The sequence below is a fragment of the Citrobacter sp. R4 genome (assembly GCF_026719175.1).
Lineage (GTDB): Bacteria > Pseudomonadota > Gammaproteobacteria > Enterobacterales > Enterobacteriaceae > Citrobacter_A > Citrobacter_A sedlakii.
In genome coordinates this window covers 1-20,312 of record NZ_JAPPSU010000005.1, presented here as the reverse complement: position 1 = coordinate 20,312, position 20,312 = coordinate 1, and the positions used below count along the sequence as shown (strand labels likewise).

Below are 20,312 nucleotides of genomic sequence, written 5' to 3'. Positions count from 1 at the left end.
ACGATGAGCAAACTGATATCAACGCTGGAACAACTCCATCTGCTGCGACATCGCGCGGTGAATGACTTAGCCGGCAAACTGGCTTCACAGAACCAGCTCTGCCAGCGCTTTGAGAAGAATATCGCCGGTCTGACCTCGCTGGCCACCGGGATGTCAGCCGCTCAGGGCGGCAACGCGGCAATGATGTTCAACCAGTCAAAATATAAGCACAACATTCAGCGGGTCATTGACTGGCAGAAACAGGAGCAGGCGCTGGCCCGCCTGGAAGCGCAGCAAATCCAGGGCAGGCTGCTGACGGCGTCGCGGCGTGAGAAGAGCCTGGAGCTGGTGCTGGATGCGAAACGCGCTGACAAGCAGGCTGAACATACGCGCCGCGAACAGAAAACCACAGACGCTATTTCCGCGCAGTGCTGGATGCGCCAGCAGATCCTCCAACGACAACGATAAGAACGATGGCAAACCTAAAAAAAACCGGGTCCGCCTCGCTGATGGACACGTTGATGAAACGTCAGAAGACGGTCTCTCCCCGGCACACGCCGTTTATCAGCGTGGTCTGCCCTACCTATAACCGTCGCGAATTTCTGCCCTATCTGCTTTATATGTGGCAGTACCAGGACTACCCGGCGGAGAAGCGTGAGCTGGTGATTCTTGATGACTCTGCGCAGAGCAATGCTGACCTCATTGCAATGATGGTCGACCCGGCGTGCCCGAACGTGCGCTATATTCACAGCGAAGAGCGACTGGTGCTTGGGCAAAAACGCAATATGCTCAACGAGCTGGCGAAAGGCGAATACATCCTCTGCTTTGATGATGATGACTACTACCCGCCGAATAAAATTTCTCATCAGGTGGCGCAAATGCAGGAGAACAACGCGCTTTTCTCCGGCACCGATCGTCTCTATATCTGGTACAGCCATCTGAATAAAATTTATCTTACCCATGCTTTTGGCCCCAGGCATGCGCTGAACGGTACTTTTGGGTTTCATCGCAACTTCCTGAAAAAGCATCGTTATGACGATACCGCGACCCGAGCCGAGGAGACATCGTTTCTGAACGGGTTTACTACGCCGGTGCTGCAGATCGACCCGAAGCAGTCCATTTTGTGCATTTCGCATAGCCACAATACCTACGACAAAGACTTTGTAATGAGCACTTCCACACCGGTGGATCTCACGATTGAGGATTTTGTCAGCGACCCGAACCTGCTGGCGCACTATCGCCGCCTGAGCCATGCCCCGGTAAATACGCAAGTGAACTGGGCGATCTTTGAAAAAATCGCGGTACTGTTTGATGGCGGCCAGGCGCCTGCGCTCCAGGCACGCTGCGAAGCGCTGATGGCGTTTGGCGTTCGCGCCAGTCAAATTTGGCCAGTGGAGAAGCAGACGCTTGAGCTCGAAACCCACTGTCAGGTACTGGAGGAGGCGCAGCAGCAGGGCTGGCGCAATGTGCTGTTGCTTGACGCCGATATTCAGTTTGTCAAAAAAGAGAACACGATCCTCTACGTCAACAAACTGCTGAACGGGCTGGAGCAGGTCGCCTGGCACGGACTGACGTTGGGGGCGCGTTATGAAAACTTCACGCCGATGCAATCGATGCCGGGCGTCGCGCGTATCTTCAACGCCGGGTGTGGCTGCGCCTACGCGATCAATGCGCCCTATTATGGCGAACTATTAAGCGCCTATCGCCAGGGGATGGCGCAGGACGTCAACCTTGACCGCTGCTGGGCCGGGGTGATGGGGCGTGGCGACGTATGGCTCGGTTTTAGTCCCGGTTTCGCCTTTTTACAACACCATCCGGACCCGAAAAGCGGTGAGGTCATCGACTGTACCCACTGGTTTTTCCGCAAACACCGCTAAACCGATTATCCCCCTGAGAGAGCACTATGGAACTGACTGAACATTACCAACCTGAATTTGTAAGACGGTTTATGGCGCGGGATAGCGTCTGTGAATGCCAGGCCTGCCGCAACGCGCCGCAGGGCTGGCCGTACATCAGTATAAAAATGAAAAACCAGCAGCGTGAAAGCCTGGATATGGCGTGTGAAACGGCAGCGCGTGAAATTGTACTCAACCCGGAAGCATTTGTGCTGCATACGTCACAGGCACCGGCACAGGGAGAAGAAGTTCTTTCTGGCTGGAGCGAAGTCCTGAATCAGCAGTGCATCAACCTGGCAATTCATCCGGCGCTGTCACATGACGAGCGTCTCTACACGATTGGCATATTGCTGAGTAAAGCGCAGCAGTACCGGGATAACGGCGAGCATGACCCGGCGTTACTGGCGTCGATGGGTGATCAGCTTGCCAGTCTGGCGGATCAGGGCATTCTCTCTCAGCAGTTTACGATGCTGCCGGAAATCCCGGAAAACCCATGCGCAGTGTTAAAAGAGATGGGAGCGATTCGCCTGACGCTGAATTTACCGATGGCGGAAAAAATGGTGATATCGCTGAAGCTGAGCGAGCTGGGGATTATGTCGCCGTCGCGACTGGCGGAGCGGCTTGACGCGCTCAAATCGCACTGGCAGACCATACCGCTGTTTAACGAACAGCCCTGGCTTCTCAATAACATTTTACTCTATGCGCTCTACAGCCGCATTTTCCCCGGTCTCCATTGTGATAACTATGGCGAAGCCTTTCTGAATCTGGCGCGGACGTTTTTCCGCTTAAAAGCGATCTGCAGCATTCGTTGCGACGAACGTCAGGAGTTGTCCCCGGAAGATGTGGCGATGCTGGCCAGCGCGCTGGAGGCGTGGCAGAGCAAAAATCCTTCCCCGTCGCCGGCGCAATATACAGCAGATTATCGGTTGCTCCATGGATTATCGCTGTTGAGATAACGTATGAATACAGATGTACGCCAGCCTGAACACAGTAAAAAAATTATTACCTTTGGGACGTTCGATGTTTTTCATGTCGGCCACCTGAATATTTTGCGCCGGGCGAAATCGCTGGGAGGACGGCTGGTGGTTGGCGTGTCATCGGATGCGCTTAATTACAGAAAAAAAGGGCGATACCCTATCTATAACGAGCAGGATCGACTTGCTATCGTGGCCGGGATAAAATATGTCGATGACGTCTTTATTGAAGACTCTCTGGAATTAAAATCCCGGTATATTCAGCAACACGCGGCGGATACGCTCGTCATGGGTAATGACTGGCAGGGAAAATTTGATGAACTCGCGTCTCTCGTTGAGGTGATCTATTTACCCCGGACGCCCGTCATTTCAACGACCTCGATCATCGATGTGATTAAAAATTTTTGAGTTTGGCCCGGCGTGCGTCGGGCCAGATTATTCTTAACACTATTCGTGTAACGCCTCAACGATCACCAGCGCTGCCCGCAGGCCAGCCATGCCATCATTAAACGCGTCACAATAATGCGTTTTAATCTGTTGCAGTGAAGTATTGAGATTCTCCCAGGGATAGTCAGCAGACAAATATCGCCTGATATCTTGCATATCTGTGGCAACGGGCATAAATTCGCGAACTTTTTGTTCCGGGCTGTCTACAGAACTATAGGATGCCTGATTGATTAACAGTTTTTCCATTCCTGGCCAGTTTAAAAGAATGACTTTTTTATCGGCATTAATCGCATCAAAAATAAAACCGCTATTATCAGTAATGACATAGTCGGCACAGTCCAGCAGGGCAAAAGTCGTGGCGCTATCGCTGACAATGTTCTTAATAAAACGGCGGACCAGTTTGAGCATGTTTCGTTCGCTCTCTTTATAAAGCGTTCGGTGATGCAGTTTAGCAATAATATTATATTCTTTGTTCATTCGACCCAGCCTTTCGGCCCAGTGAGGAATTGAACTGAGATCGCCGTAGGTTGGCGCATAAAGAAGTATGGGTTTCGCCGGATCAATCTTTATGCCATCCGGTAGCGTCCTGGACCAGGTATTATTATGCCAGTCATCAAAGCGTGGGTTGCCGACAACAATGGCTTTATCACCCACGTTCAATGATGTTTGGGTATAGTCGCTGTAACAAAGAATATAGTGGTAATCTGAGTTCCAGTGTGCATGATTCCATTGATTTTTTGCCAGACCATATAGCGCACGAATATGAATATGCGCTGAATTTTTCAGATGCCGAATGTAATAAGGTGTGATCAGACAGTGATATTTTTTCTCTGTCTGTAAAATACATGAGAGAGTGGTGCAGGTGAGTCCCGGCATTTTGATATTATTCAAACCGGAAATCATCTCAGCGACGAAGTTTTTTTCGATTAAGTCATTTATGAGCAACTCGCACTTGACATTTTTGCTCAGCAATACAGATATGATATTGCGATAAACTTCATAATGAAAAGAAGTCTCCATGTAAAAAGCTACGCAGCCAGATTGCTGTTGCATCTTTTTTCCTTTTTATATAAACAGGATTGTCGGGTAATATTGATTAGGCGTGATGGCCGTTATAGATATGCCCCCACTGAGGGAAAATACCCGATTCAAATTGATAAATTAATGACAGAATGAGCGGCAGGTTATAGGGAGTGACTTCTGTATGTTTTGTCACCTGCGGTGAACAGGTTTCGATGAGACTGAATAAAGGGTATTTATCAAATAGAGAAAGGTTGGGTTCTATCTCGGTAACATACTGTACGTCTTGTTTTGACGTGAAAAGGTAGATGTTTCGCTGAGTCTCATTATCATGCCTGATGATGCCTGGAATATAACGGTCAAGAGCAAATACTTTTTGAGGGCTTATTTCACCCATCATGGCGGCGCCAACGGCTTCCCAGTGGCCTTCAGCAACATAACGACCAATGCTAAATTGAGGTACGCAGGTGATAATATTTTTAATTTTATGTTTTATACCATAATACAGGGCCGCACTGCCCCCTTTAGAGGCCCCCAGTATAGAAACATTAACCGGTTTCACATTGTTAATGACCGCGTCAATAAGCAGACTGACACCGTTTTCTATATCAAATTTCATGTCGTTGCACAGGTAATAAGCGGGCAACCCTTTGAAATCATCTTTGATCCATAATACAGTCGAGCGGCAGTGTGACAGAATATCAAAATCGTAGATGGTTGGGTCCGGTAAGTTAAACCCTGACATCACGATTAATAAATGCTGACAATCATACTTGGATTTTTTTATTCGATAATGAATATTAATATCGGGGCGGAATTTAAACGTTTTCTCATCCACTGTTGTTTAGCCTTTAAGAAAAATAGGGAAGCGTTACCCCTGCTGATATAACCAGTTCTCCGGCTCATTCACGTTTAAGACGTTCAACAGGATCTCCTGCTGCATACTCATCAGTGAGCCATTGTATTCATTGGCTGAAAAACAGCGAGTGGCCTGCTGCTGCAGGTCCTGCCAGAGTGCGGCGACGGGCGTGCGGTTGGCGGGCGGAAGGCGGGCGATCAATGACTGCATTCCCTCGGCGCTGGCAGGGATGCCCAGTGACTTCAGCAAGCGGTAGCGCTGCTGGCTGTTGATGGACAGATGTTGATACTGTTCCATTACCTGCGCGTTGAGCGCGTCAAGCTCAGCGGCACGGCGGGCGACAATGTGCTCGCGCTGCGTTTCAAGCAGGCGCAGCAGGGCATGGTAGTGCTGGCGATCGGCGGCCATGCCCTGAATCAGGGTCTTAACGCTCTGGACAGCGTTAGTCATAATTACCTCTGGAAATATTTTTGCATCGATTCGGTCAGGGAATCGAGATTAATGGCGATTTTGCCGCTGCTAATGGCTTCTTTCATCTCGGCGACGCGCGCCATATCCACTTCCGGCAGCGTGGCCAGTTGAGATTGTGCATCGCCCAGCATTGGGTCAACGGCGGCGCTACGCTCAATTTTGTTGCCTTTCTGCGCGACGGTCTGGGTCTGCCCGGCTGTGCTGGCATTATTGATGGCGCCTGCCAGGTTGTACTGAGTTGCTGCTACTTTCATCGCTACGCTCTCTTTTTCGAATTTTGTTTGGGTTGCTGACGAATCCTGCCTGGCGGAAGAGGGGCTTCCGATGCCCTCACTGTGTAAGAGCGGCCAGTCGTCGGGCAAACTTAAACCGATTTCGCACTTTTTTAGCGTCCGCCCGCGTAGACCATTTTCACCACCCCGCTGTCGGCGACGATGGCGCTCACCACGCGTTCGCTGCTCTCATTTTTCACCTTGATAATTTCGCCTTTACGTCCCTTTTTCATCGCCTCGCCCACGGTGCGGGCTTCCACACCGCCCTGTTCGGCGATCATCACCACGCGCTGGCCGCGTTCAACCAGCACCGGCGCTTCCAACTGCGTCAGGGCAATCGCCTGACGATCGCGGATGCGGCGCTTCACCGTCAGCCCCATCACCTCGTCCGGGTTGGTCAGGTAGTTGCCGCGCAGGCCGCTGATATTGAGCTTCTTAATGGTGATGTCGTCCGGGGAGAGCAGATGGCCGCGATCCAACGTGTTTTGCGCGACCACCACCGGAAGATAGATATCCGGTTTTACCGTTACCGCCACGTCCCAGCGCTGCGGCGCGTCGCAGCGTACATCCACACGCAGGCGGTTGAGATCGATACGTTCACCCTCCGGCAGGGTGACGGTCGGTTCCTGTGCGCAGACTACCAGGTGCGATGCCTCGGAGGGGATAAACAAATTCATCTCCGCCTGGTAGTCCGGCCACTGTCGGCGTTTGGCTTCATGATAAATCATTTTGGCTGCGTGGAGCTGCGTCGCGACGTAGATCTGCTTACGCGCGTTGGTTTTTTTTTCGGGCGTTGCCGCGCTGGCGGTGACGGCGAAAGCCAGGAGGAAAGAGAAGACGCCATAGCGGAAGCAACGCTTCACCTCTGGCGACTGGAAATGACTAAAACGATTATAAATCATGATATTAAAACCTTGGCACGAATTTTGCTAATAGGGTAAGCAAATCATCGCAGGTTTAGCATCACGAGGGTGTGAATTGTGAGTATTACTTTTGACAAAGCATTGGGCGTTCATCCACAGGCTGTAGCACTTCGACTTTCCCGAGCAGAGTTGCTTTCAGCCAATCTGGCCAATGTCGATACCCCCAACTTTCAGGCTAAAGATATTGATTTTGCCGCAGAGATGCAACGTTCATCGCGGAGTTTTTCGCAGACCGCACTGCCGCAGGAGATGTATCGCATTCCTTATCAGCCCTCTTCGGACGGCAACACCGTATCGTTGAACGTGGAGCAGGCTGAGTTTGCCAAAAACGCGCAGGATTACCAGATGAGCCTGGCGTTTTTAAACATGAAATTTACGGGCCTGAAGCAGGCCATTGAAGGTAAGTAATCCTACGCAGGTAATCACGGAATATGGCTTTTACCGATATTTATCGCGTTTCGGGGTCGGCGATGACGGCGCAAACCGTTCGTCTGAATACCATCGCCAGTAACCTCGCCAACGCAGAAACAGCGGCAACCAGCGAAGAGGGGGTTTATAAAGCCCGCCGTCCGGTGTTTGCCGCGATTTACAAAAACGACGAACTGATGCACAGCCGGGCGCTGACCGGCGCGCGGGTTCAGGTGATGGACGTTGTGGAGAGCGGCGAAGCCGTTGAACGCTACGAGCCTCATAACCCGCTGGCGAACGGCGACGGCTACGTCTATTACCCGGGCGTCAACGTGGTGGAAGAAATGGCGGACATGATGTCGGCCTCCCGAAGCTTCGAAACCAACGTTGAAGTACTTAACAGTGTGAAAAGTATGCAGCAAAGCCTGCTGCGACTTGGAGAAGCCTAAGCATGAACGTAAATAACGCATCCCGCAACGCCCAGGCGACTTCCCTCGACGGCAGCGTCTCCGGCAACGGCAACACCGCGGCTGGCATGAACACGCTGTTTATGCAACTGCTGGTGGCACAGATCCAGAACCAGGACCCGCTAAACCCGACGGATGGCACCGAGTACGTCAGCCAGCTGGCACAGCTTACTCAGGTGCAGTCGATGGAAACCATGTCCCAACTGATGGCGAACAGTTCCGTGTTGATGGACAACCTGCAAACCCTCACCACCGGCAATCTGGTCGGCCAGCACGTGATGGTGCAGAGCGACAGCATCAACAGCGACGGCGAAACGGTTGTGGACGGGCGTCTGACGCTGCAGCACGCCGCGGGCGTAGTGACGGTGATCGTCAAAGATTCCGCGGGCGTCGAGCACAAAATCGAACTGGGCAAACAGGACGCGGGTCAGGTGGATTTCAGTATCGACCCGGCGGAGATGGGGCTCAGTGAAGGGAAATACACTCTGAGCGTGGTCACGGATACCGGCGAAGAGACGGTGCCGATTGAAGTGGGCGGAACGGTCACCAACGTGCGCATTCCGCTCGACGGAAGCGCCACCGTCCTGAATATCAACGGTATTGGCGACATCGCTTACAACAACATTACGCAATTTGGAACAACCTCGAAAAACGCCGTCTGAGGCGATTTCACGAGATGATGAAACAGGAACTTTTATGAGCTTTAACATTGCCACCACCGGCCTGAACGCGGTCACCGAACAGCTGAACGCGATCTCTAACAATATCGCCAACTCCGGCACCGTAGGCTTTAAATCGGGCCGCGCCGAGTTTTCCGCGCTTTACGCTGAAAGCCAGCCACTGGGCGTCGGCGTTTCCGGTGTCACTCAAAGCATCACCAAAGGCGGAAGCATCTCTTCCACCGGCAACGCCCTCGATCTGGCGATCAACGGCAACGGTTTCTTTGTCGTGCGCGACAGCGCGGGCACCACGGCATACAGTCGCGCGGGCTACTTCGGCACCGACAGCAGCGGTAACCTGATCAATAACCTGGGCATGTACCTGCAGGGTTACCCGGTGGATGCGAACGGCCAGCTTCAGGTCGGCACCGTCGGCAATCTGACCATCAGCAGCGGCTCGATTCCGGCGAAGGCCACCGACAGCCTCGACTTCACCGCCAACCTCGACGCCAACGCAGATGTGCCGACAAACGGCAACTTCGACCCGAAGGACAATACCTCGTACAACAATACCTATACTACGCAGGTCTACGATTCTCTGGGTCGTGAGCACACCCTGAACCAGTATTTCGTGAAGAAAGACGATAACACCTGGGAAGTCCACTACTACATGGACGACACCGAGATCCCAAACAGTGCCCAGGAAATGACGTTCTCCGACCAGGGCATACTGACCACACCGACCGACCTGACCAGCCTGAATGTTGATATTCCGGGCGCGGCCGGGCTCTCCATCGACCTGAGCTACAACGGCACTACGCAGTACGGTTCTGATTTCTCGGTGAGCAAAAACCAGGGTAGCGGCTATGCCTCCGGCGAGCGTACCGGCCAGGCGATTGATGCCGATGGCAGCGTTTACGCCACCTTCTCCAATGGTGAACGTATGCTGCAAGGGCAACTGGTGCTGGCTAACTTTGCCAACGCCAACGGCCTTCAGTCGCAGGACGGCACCACCTGGACGCAAACCGCCAGCTCGGGCGCACCGCTGACAGGCGCGCCAGGTACAGGCCTGCTGGGCTCGATTACCGCCGGGGCGCTGGAGCAGTCCAACGTCGACCTGACCTCTGAGCTGGTCGGGCTGATGACCGCGCAGCGTAACTACCAGGCCAACACCAAGGTGATCAGCACTAACGACAACATGATGAATGCGCTCTTCCAGGCGGTGTAATGGATCGATTGATTTTTACCGCCGTAAGCGGCGCATCACGCACACTGTCGCAGCAGGAGATCCACGCGAATAACCTGGCGAACGTCAACACCCAGGGCTTTCGCGGCGATCTCGATCGCGCGATCACGCAGCAGGTGAGCGGCGAGGGTTACGCCTCCCGCTATATGACCCTGCCCACTCAGGGTGGCGTGGACATGACCCCCGGCGCGGTCCGTGAAACCGGGCGCAGCCTGGATCTGGCGATTAAGGGCGAGGGGCTGATCGCCCTGAGCAGCGGCAATCGTGAGGTCTACACCCGCAACGGTCAGATTGACGTCAACGCCGATGGCGAGCTGTCTATCAACGGGCTGCCGGTGGAAGGTGACAACGGCCCCATTGTTCTGCCGCCGTTCTCCTCCGTCAGCATCGGCGAGGACGGGGTGATAACCATCGTGCCCGACGACGGTGACATCGCCGCGCCGGTGGATATCGATCGCGTCAAGCTGGTTAACGTGCCGGCCAGTGAGCTGAGCAAAAATGCTGATGGCTTTCTGGTGAGCAATGCGGCGGTTAACCCGCGCGATGAAGAGGTGATGGTGGCTTCCGGGCATCTGGAGAGCGCCAACGTGTCGGCGATCGACGAGATGGTCTCCAGCATTGCGCTAAACCGCCAGTTTGAAGCGCAGATCAAAATGATGAAAGCCGCAGAAGATCTCGCGACGGCGGGCAACCGCCTGATTCGCGGCTCCTGATATTAAAAGAAGGATGAGAGATGAATCCCGCATTGTGGATTAGTAAAACCGGTCTGGCGGCGCAGGACGCCAAAATGACTGCCATTTCTAACAACCTGGCGAACGTCAACACCACCGGGTTTAAGCGCGATCGCGCCATGTTCGCCGATCTGTTCTATCAGAATCAGCGTACGCCGGGGGGCCAACTGGATCAAAACAACGTCGCGCCGACCGGTATCCAGTACGGCACCGGCGTGAAAATTGTTGGTACGCAGAAAGAGTTCACCGTTGGCAGCATTCAGAACACCGAGCAGGCGTTGGATGTGGCGATCACCGGGCAGGGTTTTTTCCAGGTGGAAATGCCCAACGGCGATATCGGTTATACCCGCGCCGGTAACTTTCAGAAAACGCCGGACGGCCTGTTGACCAACGCTCAGGGCTTACCGCTGGTGCCGCAAATTGAACTGCCGGAAAACGTGAAGGACCTGCAGATCGGTAAAGACGGTACCATCACCGCGACCGTCGCAGGCGAAACGGATCCGGTTGAGCTCGGCCAGCTAACGCTGGTGAACTTCGTCAATCCGGCCGGGCTGGAAGCGGTGGGCGGTAACCTTTATCGCGAAACTGCCGCCAGCGGCGAAGCGGTAGAAGGCGTGCCGGGCGAAGAGGCGTTTGGCCAACTGGAGCAGGGGTCGCTGGAAGGCTCTAACGTGCAGGTCGTCGAGGAGATGGTCGATATGATCACCGTGCAGCGGGCATATGAAATGAACGCCAAAATGGTCTCCGCCGCCGACGACATGCTGAAGTTTGTCACCCAGTCGATGTAATGACCGGGCAGTAAAGTGAAAGTGTAATGAAAAAGCAGGTAGTAATGGTTTTGCTGGCACTGTTTTTGTCGGGCTGTGAAAGCCCGGCGTTGCTGGTGCAAAAAGATGATGCGGCCTTCGCGCCGCCGGAAGATATCGTGATGCCGGATACGCAGGTGCGCGGTGGCGGGTTGTACAACAGCGGCTATAACTGGTCGCTGATACAGGACCGCCGCGCTTATCGCGTGGGCGATATCCTGACCGTCAAACTGGATGAGTCCACCCAAGCCAGCAAGCAGGCGCGCACCAATTTCGGCAAAAAGAACGATGTTTCCCTGGGGATCCCGGACGCGTTCGGCCACTCGGTGGATAATCTCTCCGCCTCCATAGACGGCAACCGTAACTTTAACGGCAACGCCGCCTCGCAGCAGCAAAACAGCCTGCGCGGGGCGATCACCGTGGCCGTCTACAAAGTGCTGCCGAACGGTGTGCTGGCGATCCGCGGCGAGAAGTGGCTGACACTCAATCAGGGTGATGAATACATGCGCGTGACCGGGCTGGTGCGGGCGGATGACGTCGAGCGTGACAACTCCGTTTCCTCACAGCGCATCGCCAATGCCCGCATCTCCTATTCCGGACGCGGCGCGCTGAGCGACGCCAATTCCGCTGGTTGGCTGACGCGCGTCTTCAACCACCCGCTGTTTCCGATCTAATGGAGTCCGTAATGCGTAAAGTGGCACTTTTTTGCCTGCTCATCTGGAGCATGGGGGCGATGGCCCAGCGCCTGGGCGACGTGGTTGATATTCAGGGCGTGCGCGGCAATCAGCTGGTGGGCTACAGCCTGGTGGTGGGGCTCGACGGCACCGGGGATAAAAACCAGGTCAAATTCACCAGCCAGTCGGTGACCAACATGCTGCGACAGTTTGGCGTTCAGCTACCGGCGAAAATCGACCCGAAAGTGAAAAACGTCGCGGCCGTCGCCATCAGCGCGACGCTGCCGCCGGGCTATGCGCGTGGGCAGAGCATTGACGTCACCGTCTCCTCGATTGGCGATGCGAAAAGCCTGCGCGGCGGTACGCTGCTGCTGACCCAACTGCGCGGCGCGGACGGTGAAGTCTATGCGCTGGCGCAGGGCAATGTGGTGGTCGGCGGGGTGAAAGCCGAAGGCAATAGCGGCTCCAGTGTGACCATCAATACACCGACCGTGGGACGCGTGCCGAATGGCGGCTCCGTCGAGCGTGAAGTGATGACCGATTTCCAGCAGGAGCCGGTGGTGATGCTGAACCTCAAGCGCCCGAGCTTTAAAACGGCCAACAGCGTTGCCGTCGCGCTGAACAGCGCTTTTGGCTCCGGCACCGCGACCGCCCAGAGCGCCACCAACGTCGCCGTTCGCGCGCCGCTGGGCGCAGGCGATCGCGTGGCGTTTATGTCGACGCTGGAAGATGTGCAGATCAACGCCGGGAAGCAGCCGCCGCGCGTGGTGTTTAACGCCCGTACCGGCACGGTGGTGATCGGCGATGGCGTAGTGGTGCGTGCCGCCGCCGTCTCCCACGGCAACCTGACGGTTACCATTCGTGAGTCGTCGAACGTGAGTCAGCCGGGCGCGTTCAGCCAGGGGCAAACGGCGGTGACGCCGCAGAGCGATGTGAACGTCAACCGCGGTAGCGGCCAGATGGTGATGATCCCTGCGGGCACTAGCCTGCGCAGTATTGTCAACACCATCAATAGCCTCGGCGCCGCGCCGGATGACACGATGGCGATTTTGCAGGCGCTGCACGAAGCAGGCGCGCTGGACGCTGAACTGGTGGTCATCTGATGCTGAATGCTATTACCCGTCAAAGTGCCATTCTGCCCGGCGACATCACCGGGCAGGTGAAACCGCAAAACCTGGAGCAGGCGGCGGAGCAGTTCGAAGCGCTGATGCTGCGCTCTATGCTGTCACAGATGCGTAAAGCCGCCGATGTGCTGGGGGAAGATAATCCATTCAACAGCAAACAGCAGCGCATGATGCGTGATTTTTATGACGATAAGCTCGCCTCTGAGCTCGCGTCGCAGCGCAGCACCGGCATCGCGCAGATGATTATCAGCCAGCTTTCACCGCAAACGACAGCGCCGCTTAAGGATGCGGGAAGTCTGGTCGCTTTAAAAGAACAGCCAAAAGAACTCAGCACGCCCGTTGTCCCGGTCATGCGTGAACAGGAGTAACCCATGAGTATGATTAATATTGCCTTCAGCGGCATTCAGGCCGCGCAGATCGGCATGAACGTAACCTCGATGAACGTTGCCAACTGGATGGTGAGCGGTTACAGCCGCCAGGGAGCGGTGCAAAGCGCTATCGGACCGATGGGTGAGGCGGGAATGAGTGCGGGGAACGGCGTCCAGGTGGACAGCATTCGGCGTATCTCCAGCCAGTATCTGGTGAATCAGGTGTGGCAGACCGGTAACAAGGCCAGCTATTACGAGACGGGAAATCAGTACATCACGTCGCTGGAAAAAGTGGTGGGTTCCGACACCACCAGCCTCGGTAACGGGCTCGATGAGTTTATCAATGCCCTGAGCGAACTGACCCAGACGCCGGAATCTCCGGCACTGCGCCAGCAACTGCTCAATCAGGCGGGGGCCCTCGCCACACGCTTTAACAGCGTGAATAACTTTATCACCAGCCAGAAAGAGTCGATTACCACCCAGCGCGGCGCGATGGTCGATCAGATCAACACCATCAGCGGCAGCATCGCCGACTACAACAAAAAGATCGCCGATATGGATTCGACCGGCGGTAACAGCAGCGTGCTGCGCGATCAGCGCGATGAGCTGGTGAAAACCCTCAGTACGCTGGCGGACGTGAAGGTGACGGAGGATAAATCCGGCAGCTATACCGTTTCGCTCGCCAGCGGCCAGCCGCTGGTTAGCGGCAAAACTGCCGGCCAACTGCGCGTCGGTCAGGATGCGAACGGTAATTCGACGCTGGCGCTGAAGTTCTCCACCAGCGAATTTTCGCTCGACCCTGCCGTTGGCGGCCAGCTCGGCGCGCTGCACGACTATGAAACTGGCACGCTGCAGCAGATGAAAGACTCGGTGCAGGGCATGGCGGAAACGGTGGCGGACCTGTTTAACGATCAACTGCAAAAGGGGTTTGATCTGAACGGCAATCCAGGGAAAGCGCTCTTCACTTTTGACCCGTCTAACCCGGCGGGAATGTTGCAGGTCAATGACTTAAACCCGGAAGAGCTGGCGCTCTCCGGCGCGAAAGATGAGCCCGGCAACAGCGACAATCTGGCCGAGCTGATTGAGCTGAAAAACAAAAAAACCACTATTCCGGGTATGGGCAACATGAGCCTGAGCGAAGGAGCCGCGGCGATTATCTCCACCATCGGTATCGCCAGCCGCCAGAGCACCACCGAGATGGATGCCGCCGCCGCCGTGCGCGAGCAGGCGCAGAATCAGCGCGATAACCTCAGCGCGGTAAACCAGGATGAAGAAGCGATTAATCTTCAGATCTACATGCAGGCTTACCAGGCGAATATGAAGGTTATCTCTACCGGTAATCAGATCTTTTCCGATCTGATGAGCATGTTTTAAGCGCGACAGGAATGATTAACAATGCGTATTAGCAGTCTCTATAACTCCAACGCCATGCTGACACAGATGGGCACTAACGGCACGCGCCTGAGCAAACTTCTGGAGCAGGTCTCCACGCTGAAGCGCATTAACGTGCCTTCCGACGACCCGGTGGCCGCCAGCCGTCTGGTGCAGCTCAACCGCGAAGAATCAGCGATCACCCAGTACCAGAGCAATATCAAACGCCTGAGCGGCGCGCTGGCGATTCAGGAGTCGAACGTCAACGCGCTCAATAATCAGCTTCTGTCGCTTAACGATAAGCTGTTGTCGGCCAACAACAGCACCCACAGCCAGAAAGATATGGCGGGCTACGGCGCGGAAATCGACTCGATGATCGACTCGCTGGTGGCATCAATGAATGCCAAAAATGAAAATGGCAGCTATCTCTTTTCCGGCACCAAAACCGACAGCAAAACCGTCACTCTGGACGAGAATGGACAATACGTTTACGGCGGCAACGACGGCACGCGTGAAACGCAGGTCGCCAACGGCGTGAGCATCACCGAAAATACCAACGTCGCGCAGGCGTTTTCCGGCTCAGGTAACGATCTGAAGGTGCTGAACGATCTGAAAGCTCTCAGCGCAAAAATGCAGGACCCGGACGCCAGCTACGCGGACTATAAAGATGAGATAGACGCCATGCTCGGCTCAGTGCAGGGCGCGCGCGATCGCGTCTCCAGTATTTTCACCGACCTCGGCGGACGCCAGAACCGTCTGACGCTGCTCGGCGACGCGCATACGGACGTCAGTGTGGCGAACCGCCAGTTGGCCAGTGAATTAGGCGATACGGATGAAGTGACGGCGACGACCAATCTTCAGCTCTACGCGCAATCGATGCAGATAAGCTACAAGACGTACAGCATGGTCAGTCAGCTTAATCTGTTCAGTATGATGTAATCACGATGCAGGTTGGTTTAAAAACTTCGTCGCTGACGACCCCCGCGTCCACCACTGCCGGACGCGGCACTATTGATGCCCCACAGACCGTTACCCGTGTTCGCATGCCGGAAGCGGTCTCTTCGCGCAGCGCGTTCCCGGAGTCGGCGCTGCTTTCCCGTCGCCCGATGCGCTATAACGTGCAGCTTAACCAGCAACTGACGGCGGTACAGCAGGCGGACAGTTATCTGGCGCAAACGGAAACACAACTGCTTCAGCTGCGCCAATCCTCCCTGCGCGGCGATGCTTCCGCCCAGGCGGCGGCGCTGCAAAAGCACTTAACCCGCCGTACGCAGCTTTCCGGGGGGACGGTCGATCGCCATCTCATGCCTTCGCTGGAACATAAAAGCAGCGTGAATTTTACGCTGCCAGGCAGTGAGAAACTCCTCAGTAACCCCGAAGGTGAGACGCTGGTGTTCTGTCTTGGCGGCCGCCAGCGTGAAATGAGCGCCGTGTCGCTGCCCGCAGAAGCATCGCCGCGCCAGATCCTGACGAAGCTGAATATTGGCCTGGGACGGCTGGGTATTCACGCCCGGCAGAGCGGGGGCGGGCAATTGCTGTTTAGCGTGGATGAAAGCCGCTGGGCGCGCGTCAGCCAGCAGCTTACAGTACGCGGTGAAGGGGGGCGCTATCCGGCCGATGCTTTTACCTTGCTGTCGCCGCAGGCGGAAGCCGCCAGCAGCGATGAGGTGCTGGCGTTGACCGCAGGCCGCGAGCGGGAAGGGCCGGCAAAGCTGCAAAATACTCTGGAGCACATCACCAGCCAGCGCAGCCGACTGCGCCAGCAGCAGGATCGTGTGGCGTCGCGTATCAACGATATGGCGGCGGTTTTCACGCCGCAGCAGGCGCTGGAGACGGCGCGTGGGCTGGGGGATGCGCTGGCCGGCGGTACGAAAAACTTTAGCGTGCTTTCACAGGCACTGGGCGCGCAGGCGAATGTGCGTCTGGCGACGGTGAAGAATTTGCTGGGCTAAAACTCGCCTCTCCGGGCCGGGGGAGGCGTCGTTCAGGGGAAAAAACCTTTCTTTATGAGCGTCTCAGTGGATAAAGAAAGATTGACCCGCTTTCCCCGACCACCAGCGGCTGATCGCCCAGCGAAAGCGGCTCCATCCAGAAGATGGTGTGCATCAGTTGATCCACCAGGTTGTCGACCATCAGCAGGTTCTGCGCCTTGCTGTAGTAAATCGGCGTCAGATAAAAATAGAGCCTGTTGTTTCGCCTTTGCGTCGGGGTAAAGGTGCCTTTCAGCACAAACTGGTTATCGTTCGGGCTGATGAGCGTGATCAGAATCGTGCCCCGCGTTGTTTTCAGGTGCGCGTCGTAAGTCTCTTTACTCTGCGATTTCAGATCGTAAAACCCCATCTGAAACGTGCCTTCAACGTTGGCGCCGCGCATCATTCTTGGTGATGTTAGCGCGTTCCAGACAAAAGGCGAGACCGCCACGATGAGAATGGCGATGCTCAGCAGCAGATTAATTCTCTGTACAAATAGCCATTTCATTCAGCTTTCTCCGGGTTTCGCGCAGGATCAGATTGTTGAGTTGGTTTGCATCGAGCCGCCATTGATAAACCGCCATCACCAACTGCTGCTTATCGCAGGGGCTGCTCAGCGCAAATGTATAATTCAGCATGAAATTTCGGGTGCTGAAATAGACGGTCATCGTCACAGACTGCGTTTTAATCTGCTGGTTCAGGGTATAGAGCGAGGCTTTCAGTTTGCTGTACAGGTTCTCCGCGCCGTAGGAGAGATCGCCGGACGGTTCAATCGCGTAAATATGAATATTGCTGTAAACGTTAGGCTGTACCTCTTTCGCCGTCAGGTTTCCGCTCTCCTGACGCTTCACCACCCACCATGTCAGCAACGTGGTACAGACGATGACCAGCACCACGAACAGTACAAAGGTTGTCCGGTTTGCGCGCGGCAGCGCCGCCGCAGCGACAGGAACGGTGGCTTCCTGAGCCGGTGTTTCTGGCGCTGGCGGCATAGCGGCGGATTCATTCACCCTGTCTTCAGGTACCGCCGGTTTGTTTTCCTCTTCCGTCTCTCGCTCAGCTGGATCTTGCGTAGATTCATTAACTTCACTCTCTTCCTTCTCGATTACGCGGCAATATTCCGGCTCCAGCAAATACCCTTTTTTGGGTATCGTTTTGATAATTTTTTGCTGTTTGCCGTCATCCTCCAGCGCGGTACGTAATGCATGGATAGCATTGGGAAGACTGTTATTACCGATAACACGTCGTTCCCAAACCAGGTTAGTCAATTCTTCACGTGTGAAGATTTTCCCTGCATCCTGCATCAGAATATCCAGCAGCTTGAGCTGATATTCACCAAGGCGCTTCTTTTCTCCGGTTGTTAAATGGAGGATCGATCCTGAAGGAATATCAATCAGCCAGTTATTTACAGAGCAGTAGCGTTTATTCATCGATTAGTTGATGGTAGTGACCATTCCCGTTCAGTCAGTTTGTATTGTCATAATTTAAGTTCAATGCTGTGTTATTTAATTGTTATGGCAAGCCGGGGGTTATAATGAATTGCCGCTTATGCAAAAAAGCAAGAAAGGAATAAGTTATTCTTTGCGAAAAGTTACGCATAAACTTTGAACAAAAGCGGAAGATTACCCCTTTCCCCGTGTCGTCAGCTCTAGGAATAATCTTTTCCATGGCCTCTTTTTACGCGATAAAAGTGTGATGCGCAACACCTCTGGTAGTAAAAAATCTTGCCGCTGATTAAGAAAATTAGACAAAAGTTAACTCCAATAGTTAAAAGATCTTGATGTTAAAAAAGGTCGTGTTTATGTGAATCCTATGTTCATGGAATAAATCTATACCTTACGGAATAAAAGGGTTTTATAGGGGTGGTAACGGTTATCGAAAATAGTGGTTAAGTTTGCTGTTTTTTGTGTCGCCTTATATTTTGATTCTGCGCTTTTTAGTCGTCTTAGAAAAATGATGAAGAACTCCCTTACTATTATTAGCGAGGCTTATCAGATAGACGAAATATTTTTCTTGCAGAATGTAAGGGTGGGTTAAAAATAAAATTTAATTTTTCCGTCAAAAGGCCGTTTTACTCTTCCAGTAACAATGAAAGTGCCTGACGGACAGGTCACCCAAGGAGAAAACAATGTCCCTTTCTATTTTCACCAGTGCTTCATCTATGGCGTCTACCAACGCGTTAAATAAATCCAACAGCATGCTGTCCACCGCGATGGAGCGCCTGGGCACCGGCAAACGTATTAACTCAGCGGCGGATGACGCGGCAGGTCTGCAGATCGCCAGCCGTCTTCAGGGTCAGACCAACGGTATGGCGGTTGCGCAGCGTAATATCTCCGATGCGACTGCGCTGATGCAGACGGCGGAAGGCGCGTTTGATGAAGTCAGCAATATCATGTACCGCATGAAAGACCTCGCAACCCAGGCGGCGAACGACACCAACACAGAAAAAGATCGCAATGCGATCAATGCGGAACTGAACGATCTGAACGCCGAGCTGAAGAACATCATGGACAATACCTCTTATGCGGGTGAGAAGCTGTTCGGTGACAGCGGCAAATTCGCGAAAGCGCTGAACTTCCAGATTGGTTCCTCTTCCGGTGAAACGATGGTAGTTGATCTCTCTGGCGAGCTGAACGGGACAGGCAGTGGCGCGCTGTTTACCTCTTCCGGCTTCGGCTTTGGGGACTGGGAACAGGCCGATGGCATCAACATCAGCGATGCAGATACGGCAAAAGCGATGATGGATAAACTGGAAACCGCGTTGAATGATGTTGGTTCCGTACGTTCCAAAATGGGCGCCAGCATCAACCGTCTGGGCCACACCGCCTCTAACCTGGCGAACATGAAAGACAACACCGAACTGGCGCTGAGCAATATTCAGGACGCTGACTTCGCCAGCGAGGCCTCCTCCATGACGCGTAACCAGATGCTGGCGCAGACCAGCATGTCCATGCTGAAGCAGTCCAACAGTATGTCCAGCATGGTGATGTCCCTGCTGGGCTAATCGCTCGCAGATGCCTCACAGGCCGCTCCATAGGGGCGGCTTTTTTATGGGGGAATGCCTGTCAGGATAAAAAATCGCCATTCAGCACACCGGCGATTTAATTTTCTAAACCGGCGTGCCGTTCTTATTTACCAGAGCCACTGAAAACCGATTTTAAAAAGGAATACACAATGTCACTGTCAATTTTCACCAGCGCATCTTCCATGGCATCCACCAACGCGTTAAATAAATCCAACAGCATGCTGTCCACCGCGATGGAGCGCCTGGGCACCGGCAAACGTATTAACTCAGCGGCGGATGACGCGGCAGGTCTGCAGATCGCCAGCCGTCTTCAGGGCCAGACCAACGGTATGGCGGTTGCCCAGCGTAATATCTCCGATGCGACTGCGCTGATGCAGACGGCGGAAGGCGCGTTTGATGAAGTCAGCAATATCATGTACCGCATGAAAGACCTCGCAACCCAGGCGGCGAACGACACCAACACAGAAAAAGATCGCAATGCGATCAATGCGGAACTGAACGATCTGAACGCCGAGCTGAAGAACATCATGGACAATACCTCTTATGCGGGTGAGAAGCTGTTCGGTGACAGCGGCAAATTCGCGAAAGCGCTGAACTTCCAGATTGGTTCCTCTTCCGGTGAA

Annotated in this window: 25 protein-coding genes; 18 read left to right on the top strand and 7 right to left on the bottom strand. The window is 54.3% G+C overall.

Annotated elements, in window-relative coordinates:
- Nucleotides 1-3: 3 nt before the first annotated feature.
- The 4 genes from fliJ to OOJ60_RS12495 are packed head-to-tail and all read left to right on the top strand — an operon-like array spanning nucleotide 4 to nucleotide 3,256.
- Nucleotides 4-447, top strand: coding sequence for a flagellar export protein FliJ (fliJ, locus tag OOJ60_RS12510; RefSeq protein WP_042289127.1), 444 nt, complete (start codon nucleotides 4-6; stop codon nucleotides 445-447).
- 5 nt (nucleotides 448-452) lie between these two features.
- Nucleotides 453-1,856, top strand: coding sequence for a glycosyltransferase family 2 protein (locus OOJ60_RS12505; protein WP_205612655.1), 1,404 nt, complete (start codon nucleotides 453-455; stop codon nucleotides 1,854-1,856).
- A gap of 26 nt (nucleotides 1,857-1,882) precedes the next feature.
- Entirely contained in the window at nucleotides 1,883-2,830 is a 948-nt protein-coding gene (locus tag OOJ60_RS12500) for a hypothetical protein (RefSeq protein ID WP_205612654.1), read from the top strand.
- A gap of 3 nt (nucleotides 2,831-2,833) precedes the next feature.
- Nucleotides 2,834-3,256: an adenylyltransferase/cytidyltransferase family protein gene (locus OOJ60_RS12495; RefSeq protein WP_042289123.1), complete on the top strand. Its 423-nt coding sequence runs from the start codon at nucleotides 2,834-2,836 to the stop codon at nucleotides 3,254-3,256.
- Between the two features lie 39 nt (nucleotides 3,257-3,295).
- Here OOJ60_RS12495 and OOJ60_RS12490 read toward each other — a convergent pair whose 3' ends face one another.
- From OOJ60_RS12490 to flgA, 5 genes are all read right to left on the bottom strand, one after another.
- On the bottom strand, nucleotides 3,296-4,348 hold the full coding sequence (locus OOJ60_RS12490) for a CDP-glycerol glycerophosphotransferase family protein (protein ID WP_233470894.1): 1,053 nt from the start codon (nucleotides 4,346-4,348) through the stop codon (nucleotides 3,296-3,298).
- A 43-nt stretch (nucleotides 4,349-4,391) separates the two neighbouring features.
- Entirely contained in the window at nucleotides 4,392-5,153 is a 762-nt protein-coding gene (locus OOJ60_RS12485; protein ID WP_205612653.1) for a hypothetical protein, read from the bottom strand.
- A gap of 33 nt (nucleotides 5,154-5,186) precedes the next feature.
- A complete protein-coding gene (locus OOJ60_RS12480) occupies nucleotides 5,187-5,624 on the bottom strand; it encodes a flagella synthesis protein FlgN (RefSeq protein WP_042289119.1) in 438 nt (145 codons plus the stop codon).
- 2 nt (nucleotides 5,625-5,626) lie between these two features.
- Nucleotides 5,627-5,899: a flagellar biosynthesis anti-sigma factor FlgM gene (gene flgM, locus OOJ60_RS12475; RefSeq protein WP_042289118.1), complete on the bottom strand. Its 273-nt coding sequence runs from the start codon at nucleotides 5,897-5,899 to the stop codon at nucleotides 5,627-5,629.
- A 131-nt stretch (nucleotides 5,900-6,030) separates the two neighbouring features.
- Complete coding sequence (gene flgA, locus OOJ60_RS12470) at nucleotides 6,031-6,819, bottom strand: flagellar basal body P-ring formation chaperone FlgA (RefSeq protein WP_042289117.1); 789 nt, start codon at nucleotides 6,817-6,819, stop codon at nucleotides 6,031-6,033.
- A 78-nt stretch (nucleotides 6,820-6,897) separates the two neighbouring features.
- On the opposite strand from flgA, the gene flgB reads away from it, so the two are divergent.
- The 12 genes from flgB to OOJ60_RS12410 are packed head-to-tail and all read left to right on the top strand — an operon-like array spanning nucleotide 6,898 to nucleotide 16,646.
- Nucleotides 6,898-7,248 carry a flagellar basal body rod protein FlgB gene (gene flgB, locus OOJ60_RS12465; RefSeq protein ID WP_205612652.1) on the top strand — a complete coding sequence of 117 codons (351 nt, stop codon included), beginning with the start codon at nucleotides 6,898-6,900 and terminating at the stop codon, nucleotides 7,246-7,248.
- 23 nt (nucleotides 7,249-7,271) lie between these two features.
- A complete protein-coding gene (flgC, locus tag OOJ60_RS12460) occupies nucleotides 7,272-7,697 on the top strand; it encodes a flagellar basal body rod protein FlgC (RefSeq protein WP_042289114.1) in 426 nt (141 codons plus the stop codon).
- Between the two features lie 2 nt (nucleotides 7,698-7,699).
- Complete coding sequence (gene flgD / locus OOJ60_RS12455; RefSeq protein ID WP_181822057.1) at nucleotides 7,700-8,377, top strand: flagellar hook assembly protein FlgD; 678 nt, start codon at nucleotides 7,700-7,702, stop codon at nucleotides 8,375-8,377.
- A gap of 34 nt (nucleotides 8,378-8,411) precedes the next feature.
- A complete protein-coding gene (gene flgE, locus OOJ60_RS12450) occupies nucleotides 8,412-9,602 on the top strand; it encodes a flagellar hook protein FlgE (protein WP_042289111.1) in 1,191 nt (396 codons plus the stop codon).
- Nucleotides 9,602-10,333 carry a flagellar basal body rod protein FlgF gene (locus OOJ60_RS12445; RefSeq protein ID WP_042289109.1) on the top strand — a complete coding sequence of 244 codons (732 nt, stop codon included), beginning with the start codon at nucleotides 9,602-9,604 and terminating at the stop codon, nucleotides 10,331-10,333. Before flgE ends, OOJ60_RS12445 begins: the two co-directional genes overlap by 1 nt.
- Before the next feature lie 20 nt (nucleotides 10,334-10,353).
- A complete protein-coding gene (gene flgG / locus OOJ60_RS12440) occupies nucleotides 10,354-11,139 on the top strand; it encodes a flagellar basal-body rod protein FlgG (protein ID WP_042289108.1) in 786 nt (261 codons plus the stop codon).
- Between the two features lie 26 nt (nucleotides 11,140-11,165).
- A complete protein-coding gene (gene flgH, locus OOJ60_RS12435; RefSeq protein WP_042289104.1) occupies nucleotides 11,166-11,831 on the top strand; it encodes a flagellar basal body L-ring protein FlgH in 666 nt (221 codons plus the stop codon).
- 11 nt (nucleotides 11,832-11,842) lie between these two features.
- Nucleotides 11,843-12,934: a flagellar basal body P-ring protein FlgI gene (locus OOJ60_RS12430; RefSeq protein WP_167333861.1), complete on the top strand. Its 1,092-nt coding sequence runs from the start codon at nucleotides 11,843-11,845 to the stop codon at nucleotides 12,932-12,934.
- Complete coding sequence (locus tag OOJ60_RS12425; protein ID WP_060570808.1) at nucleotides 12,934-13,323, top strand: rod-binding protein; 390 nt, start codon at nucleotides 12,934-12,936, stop codon at nucleotides 13,321-13,323. The genes OOJ60_RS12430 and OOJ60_RS12425 overlap by 1 nt, the downstream gene beginning before the upstream one ends.
- A gap of 3 nt (nucleotides 13,324-13,326) precedes the next feature.
- Nucleotides 13,327-14,697, top strand: a complete 1,371-nt coding sequence (flgK, locus tag OOJ60_RS12420; protein ID WP_042289096.1) for a flagellar hook-associated protein FlgK — start codon at nucleotides 13,327-13,329, stop codon at nucleotides 14,695-14,697.
- A 21-nt stretch (nucleotides 14,698-14,718) separates the two neighbouring features.
- Nucleotides 14,719-15,633, top strand: a complete 915-nt coding sequence (flgL, locus tag OOJ60_RS12415) for a flagellar hook-associated protein FlgL (protein ID WP_042289093.1) — start codon at nucleotides 14,719-14,721, stop codon at nucleotides 15,631-15,633.
- Nucleotides 15,634-15,638: 5 nt separating this feature from the next.
- Nucleotides 15,639-16,646 carry a hypothetical protein gene (locus OOJ60_RS12410; RefSeq protein WP_205612651.1) on the top strand — a complete coding sequence of 336 codons (1,008 nt, stop codon included), beginning with the start codon at nucleotides 15,639-15,641 and terminating at the stop codon, nucleotides 16,644-16,646.
- Nucleotides 16,647-16,698: 52 nt separating this feature from the next.
- On the opposite strand, the gene OOJ60_RS12405 is transcribed toward OOJ60_RS12410, so the two are convergent.
- Together OOJ60_RS12405 and OOJ60_RS12400 are read right to left on the bottom strand one after the other, a co-directional pair.
- Nucleotides 16,699-17,172, bottom strand: a complete 474-nt coding sequence (locus OOJ60_RS12405; protein WP_042289092.1) for a hypothetical protein — start codon at nucleotides 17,170-17,172, stop codon at nucleotides 16,699-16,701.
- On the bottom strand, nucleotides 17,144-18,094 hold the full coding sequence (locus OOJ60_RS12400) for a winged helix-turn-helix domain-containing protein (RefSeq protein ID WP_042289089.1): 951 nt from the start codon (nucleotides 18,092-18,094) through the stop codon (nucleotides 17,144-17,146). Before OOJ60_RS12400 ends, OOJ60_RS12405 begins: the two co-directional genes overlap by 29 nt.
- Before the next feature lie 698 nt (nucleotides 18,095-18,792).
- Between OOJ60_RS12400 and OOJ60_RS12395 the strand changes: the two genes are divergently transcribed.
- Nucleotides 18,793-19,668, top strand: coding sequence for a flagellin N-terminal helical domain-containing protein (locus OOJ60_RS12395; RefSeq protein WP_060570805.1), 876 nt, complete (start codon nucleotides 18,793-18,795; stop codon nucleotides 19,666-19,668).
- A gap of 170 nt (nucleotides 19,669-19,838) precedes the next feature.
- A partial coding sequence (locus OOJ60_RS12390; protein WP_442781077.1) for a flagellin N-terminal helical domain-containing protein occupies nucleotides 19,839-20,312 on the top strand: 474 nt, incomplete at its 3' end.

Excerpts from the sequence above, each read along its gene's own strand:
- fliJ (WP_042289127.1), top strand. The coding sequence starts at position 4 with ATGAGCAAACTGATATCAACGCTGGAACAACTCCATCTGCTGCGACAT.
- OOJ60_RS12505 (WP_205612655.1), top strand. The coding sequence starts at position 453 with ATGGCAAACCTAAAAAAAACCGGGTCCGCCTCGCTGATGGACACGTTG.
- OOJ60_RS12500 (WP_205612654.1), top strand. The coding sequence starts at position 1,883 with ATGGAACTGACTGAACATTACCAACCTGAATTTGTAAGACGGTTTATG.
- OOJ60_RS12495 (WP_042289123.1), top strand. The coding sequence starts at position 2,834 with ATGAATACAGATGTACGCCAGCCTGAACACAGTAAAAAAATTATTACC.
- OOJ60_RS12490 (WP_233470894.1), bottom strand. The coding sequence starts at position 4,348 with ATGCAACAGCAATCTGGCTGCGTAGCTTTTTACATGGAGACTTCTTTT.
- OOJ60_RS12480 (WP_042289119.1), bottom strand. The coding sequence starts at position 5,624 with ATGACTAACGCTGTCCAGAGCGTTAAGACCCTGATTCAGGGCATGGCC.
- flgM (WP_042289118.1), bottom strand. The coding sequence starts at position 5,899 with ATGAAAGTAGCAGCAACTCAGTACAACCTGGCAGGCGCCATCAATAAT.
- flgA (WP_042289117.1), bottom strand. The coding sequence starts at position 6,819 with ATGATTTATAATCGTTTTAGTCATTTCCAGTCGCCAGAGGTGAAGCGT.
- flgC (WP_042289114.1), top strand. The coding sequence starts at position 7,272 with ATGGCTTTTACCGATATTTATCGCGTTTCGGGGTCGGCGATGACGGCG.
- flgD (WP_181822057.1), top strand. The coding sequence starts at position 7,700 with ATGAACGTAAATAACGCATCCCGCAACGCCCAGGCGACTTCCCTCGAC.
- flgE (WP_042289111.1), top strand. The coding sequence starts at position 8,412 with ATGAGCTTTAACATTGCCACCACCGGCCTGAACGCGGTCACCGAACAG.
- OOJ60_RS12445 (WP_042289109.1), top strand. The coding sequence starts at position 9,602 with ATGGATCGATTGATTTTTACCGCCGTAAGCGGCGCATCACGCACACTG.
- flgG (WP_042289108.1), top strand. The coding sequence starts at position 10,354 with ATGAATCCCGCATTGTGGATTAGTAAAACCGGTCTGGCGGCGCAGGAC.
- flgH (WP_042289104.1), top strand. The coding sequence starts at position 11,166 with ATGAAAAAGCAGGTAGTAATGGTTTTGCTGGCACTGTTTTTGTCGGGC.
- OOJ60_RS12430 (WP_167333861.1), top strand. The coding sequence starts at position 11,843 with ATGCGTAAAGTGGCACTTTTTTGCCTGCTCATCTGGAGCATGGGGGCG.
- OOJ60_RS12425 (WP_060570808.1), top strand. The coding sequence starts at position 12,934 with ATGCTGAATGCTATTACCCGTCAAAGTGCCATTCTGCCCGGCGACATC.
- flgK (WP_042289096.1), top strand. The coding sequence starts at position 13,327 with ATGAGTATGATTAATATTGCCTTCAGCGGCATTCAGGCCGCGCAGATC.
- flgL (WP_042289093.1), top strand. The coding sequence starts at position 14,719 with ATGCGTATTAGCAGTCTCTATAACTCCAACGCCATGCTGACACAGATG.
- OOJ60_RS12410 (WP_205612651.1), top strand. The coding sequence starts at position 15,639 with ATGCAGGTTGGTTTAAAAACTTCGTCGCTGACGACCCCCGCGTCCACC.
- OOJ60_RS12405 (WP_042289092.1), bottom strand. The coding sequence starts at position 17,172 with ATGAAATGGCTATTTGTACAGAGAATTAATCTGCTGCTGAGCATCGCC.
- OOJ60_RS12400 (WP_042289089.1), bottom strand. The coding sequence starts at position 18,094 with ATGAATAAACGCTACTGCTCTGTAAATAACTGGCTGATTGATATTCCT.
- OOJ60_RS12395 (WP_060570805.1), top strand. The coding sequence starts at position 18,793 with ATGTCCCTTTCTATTTTCACCAGTGCTTCATCTATGGCGTCTACCAAC.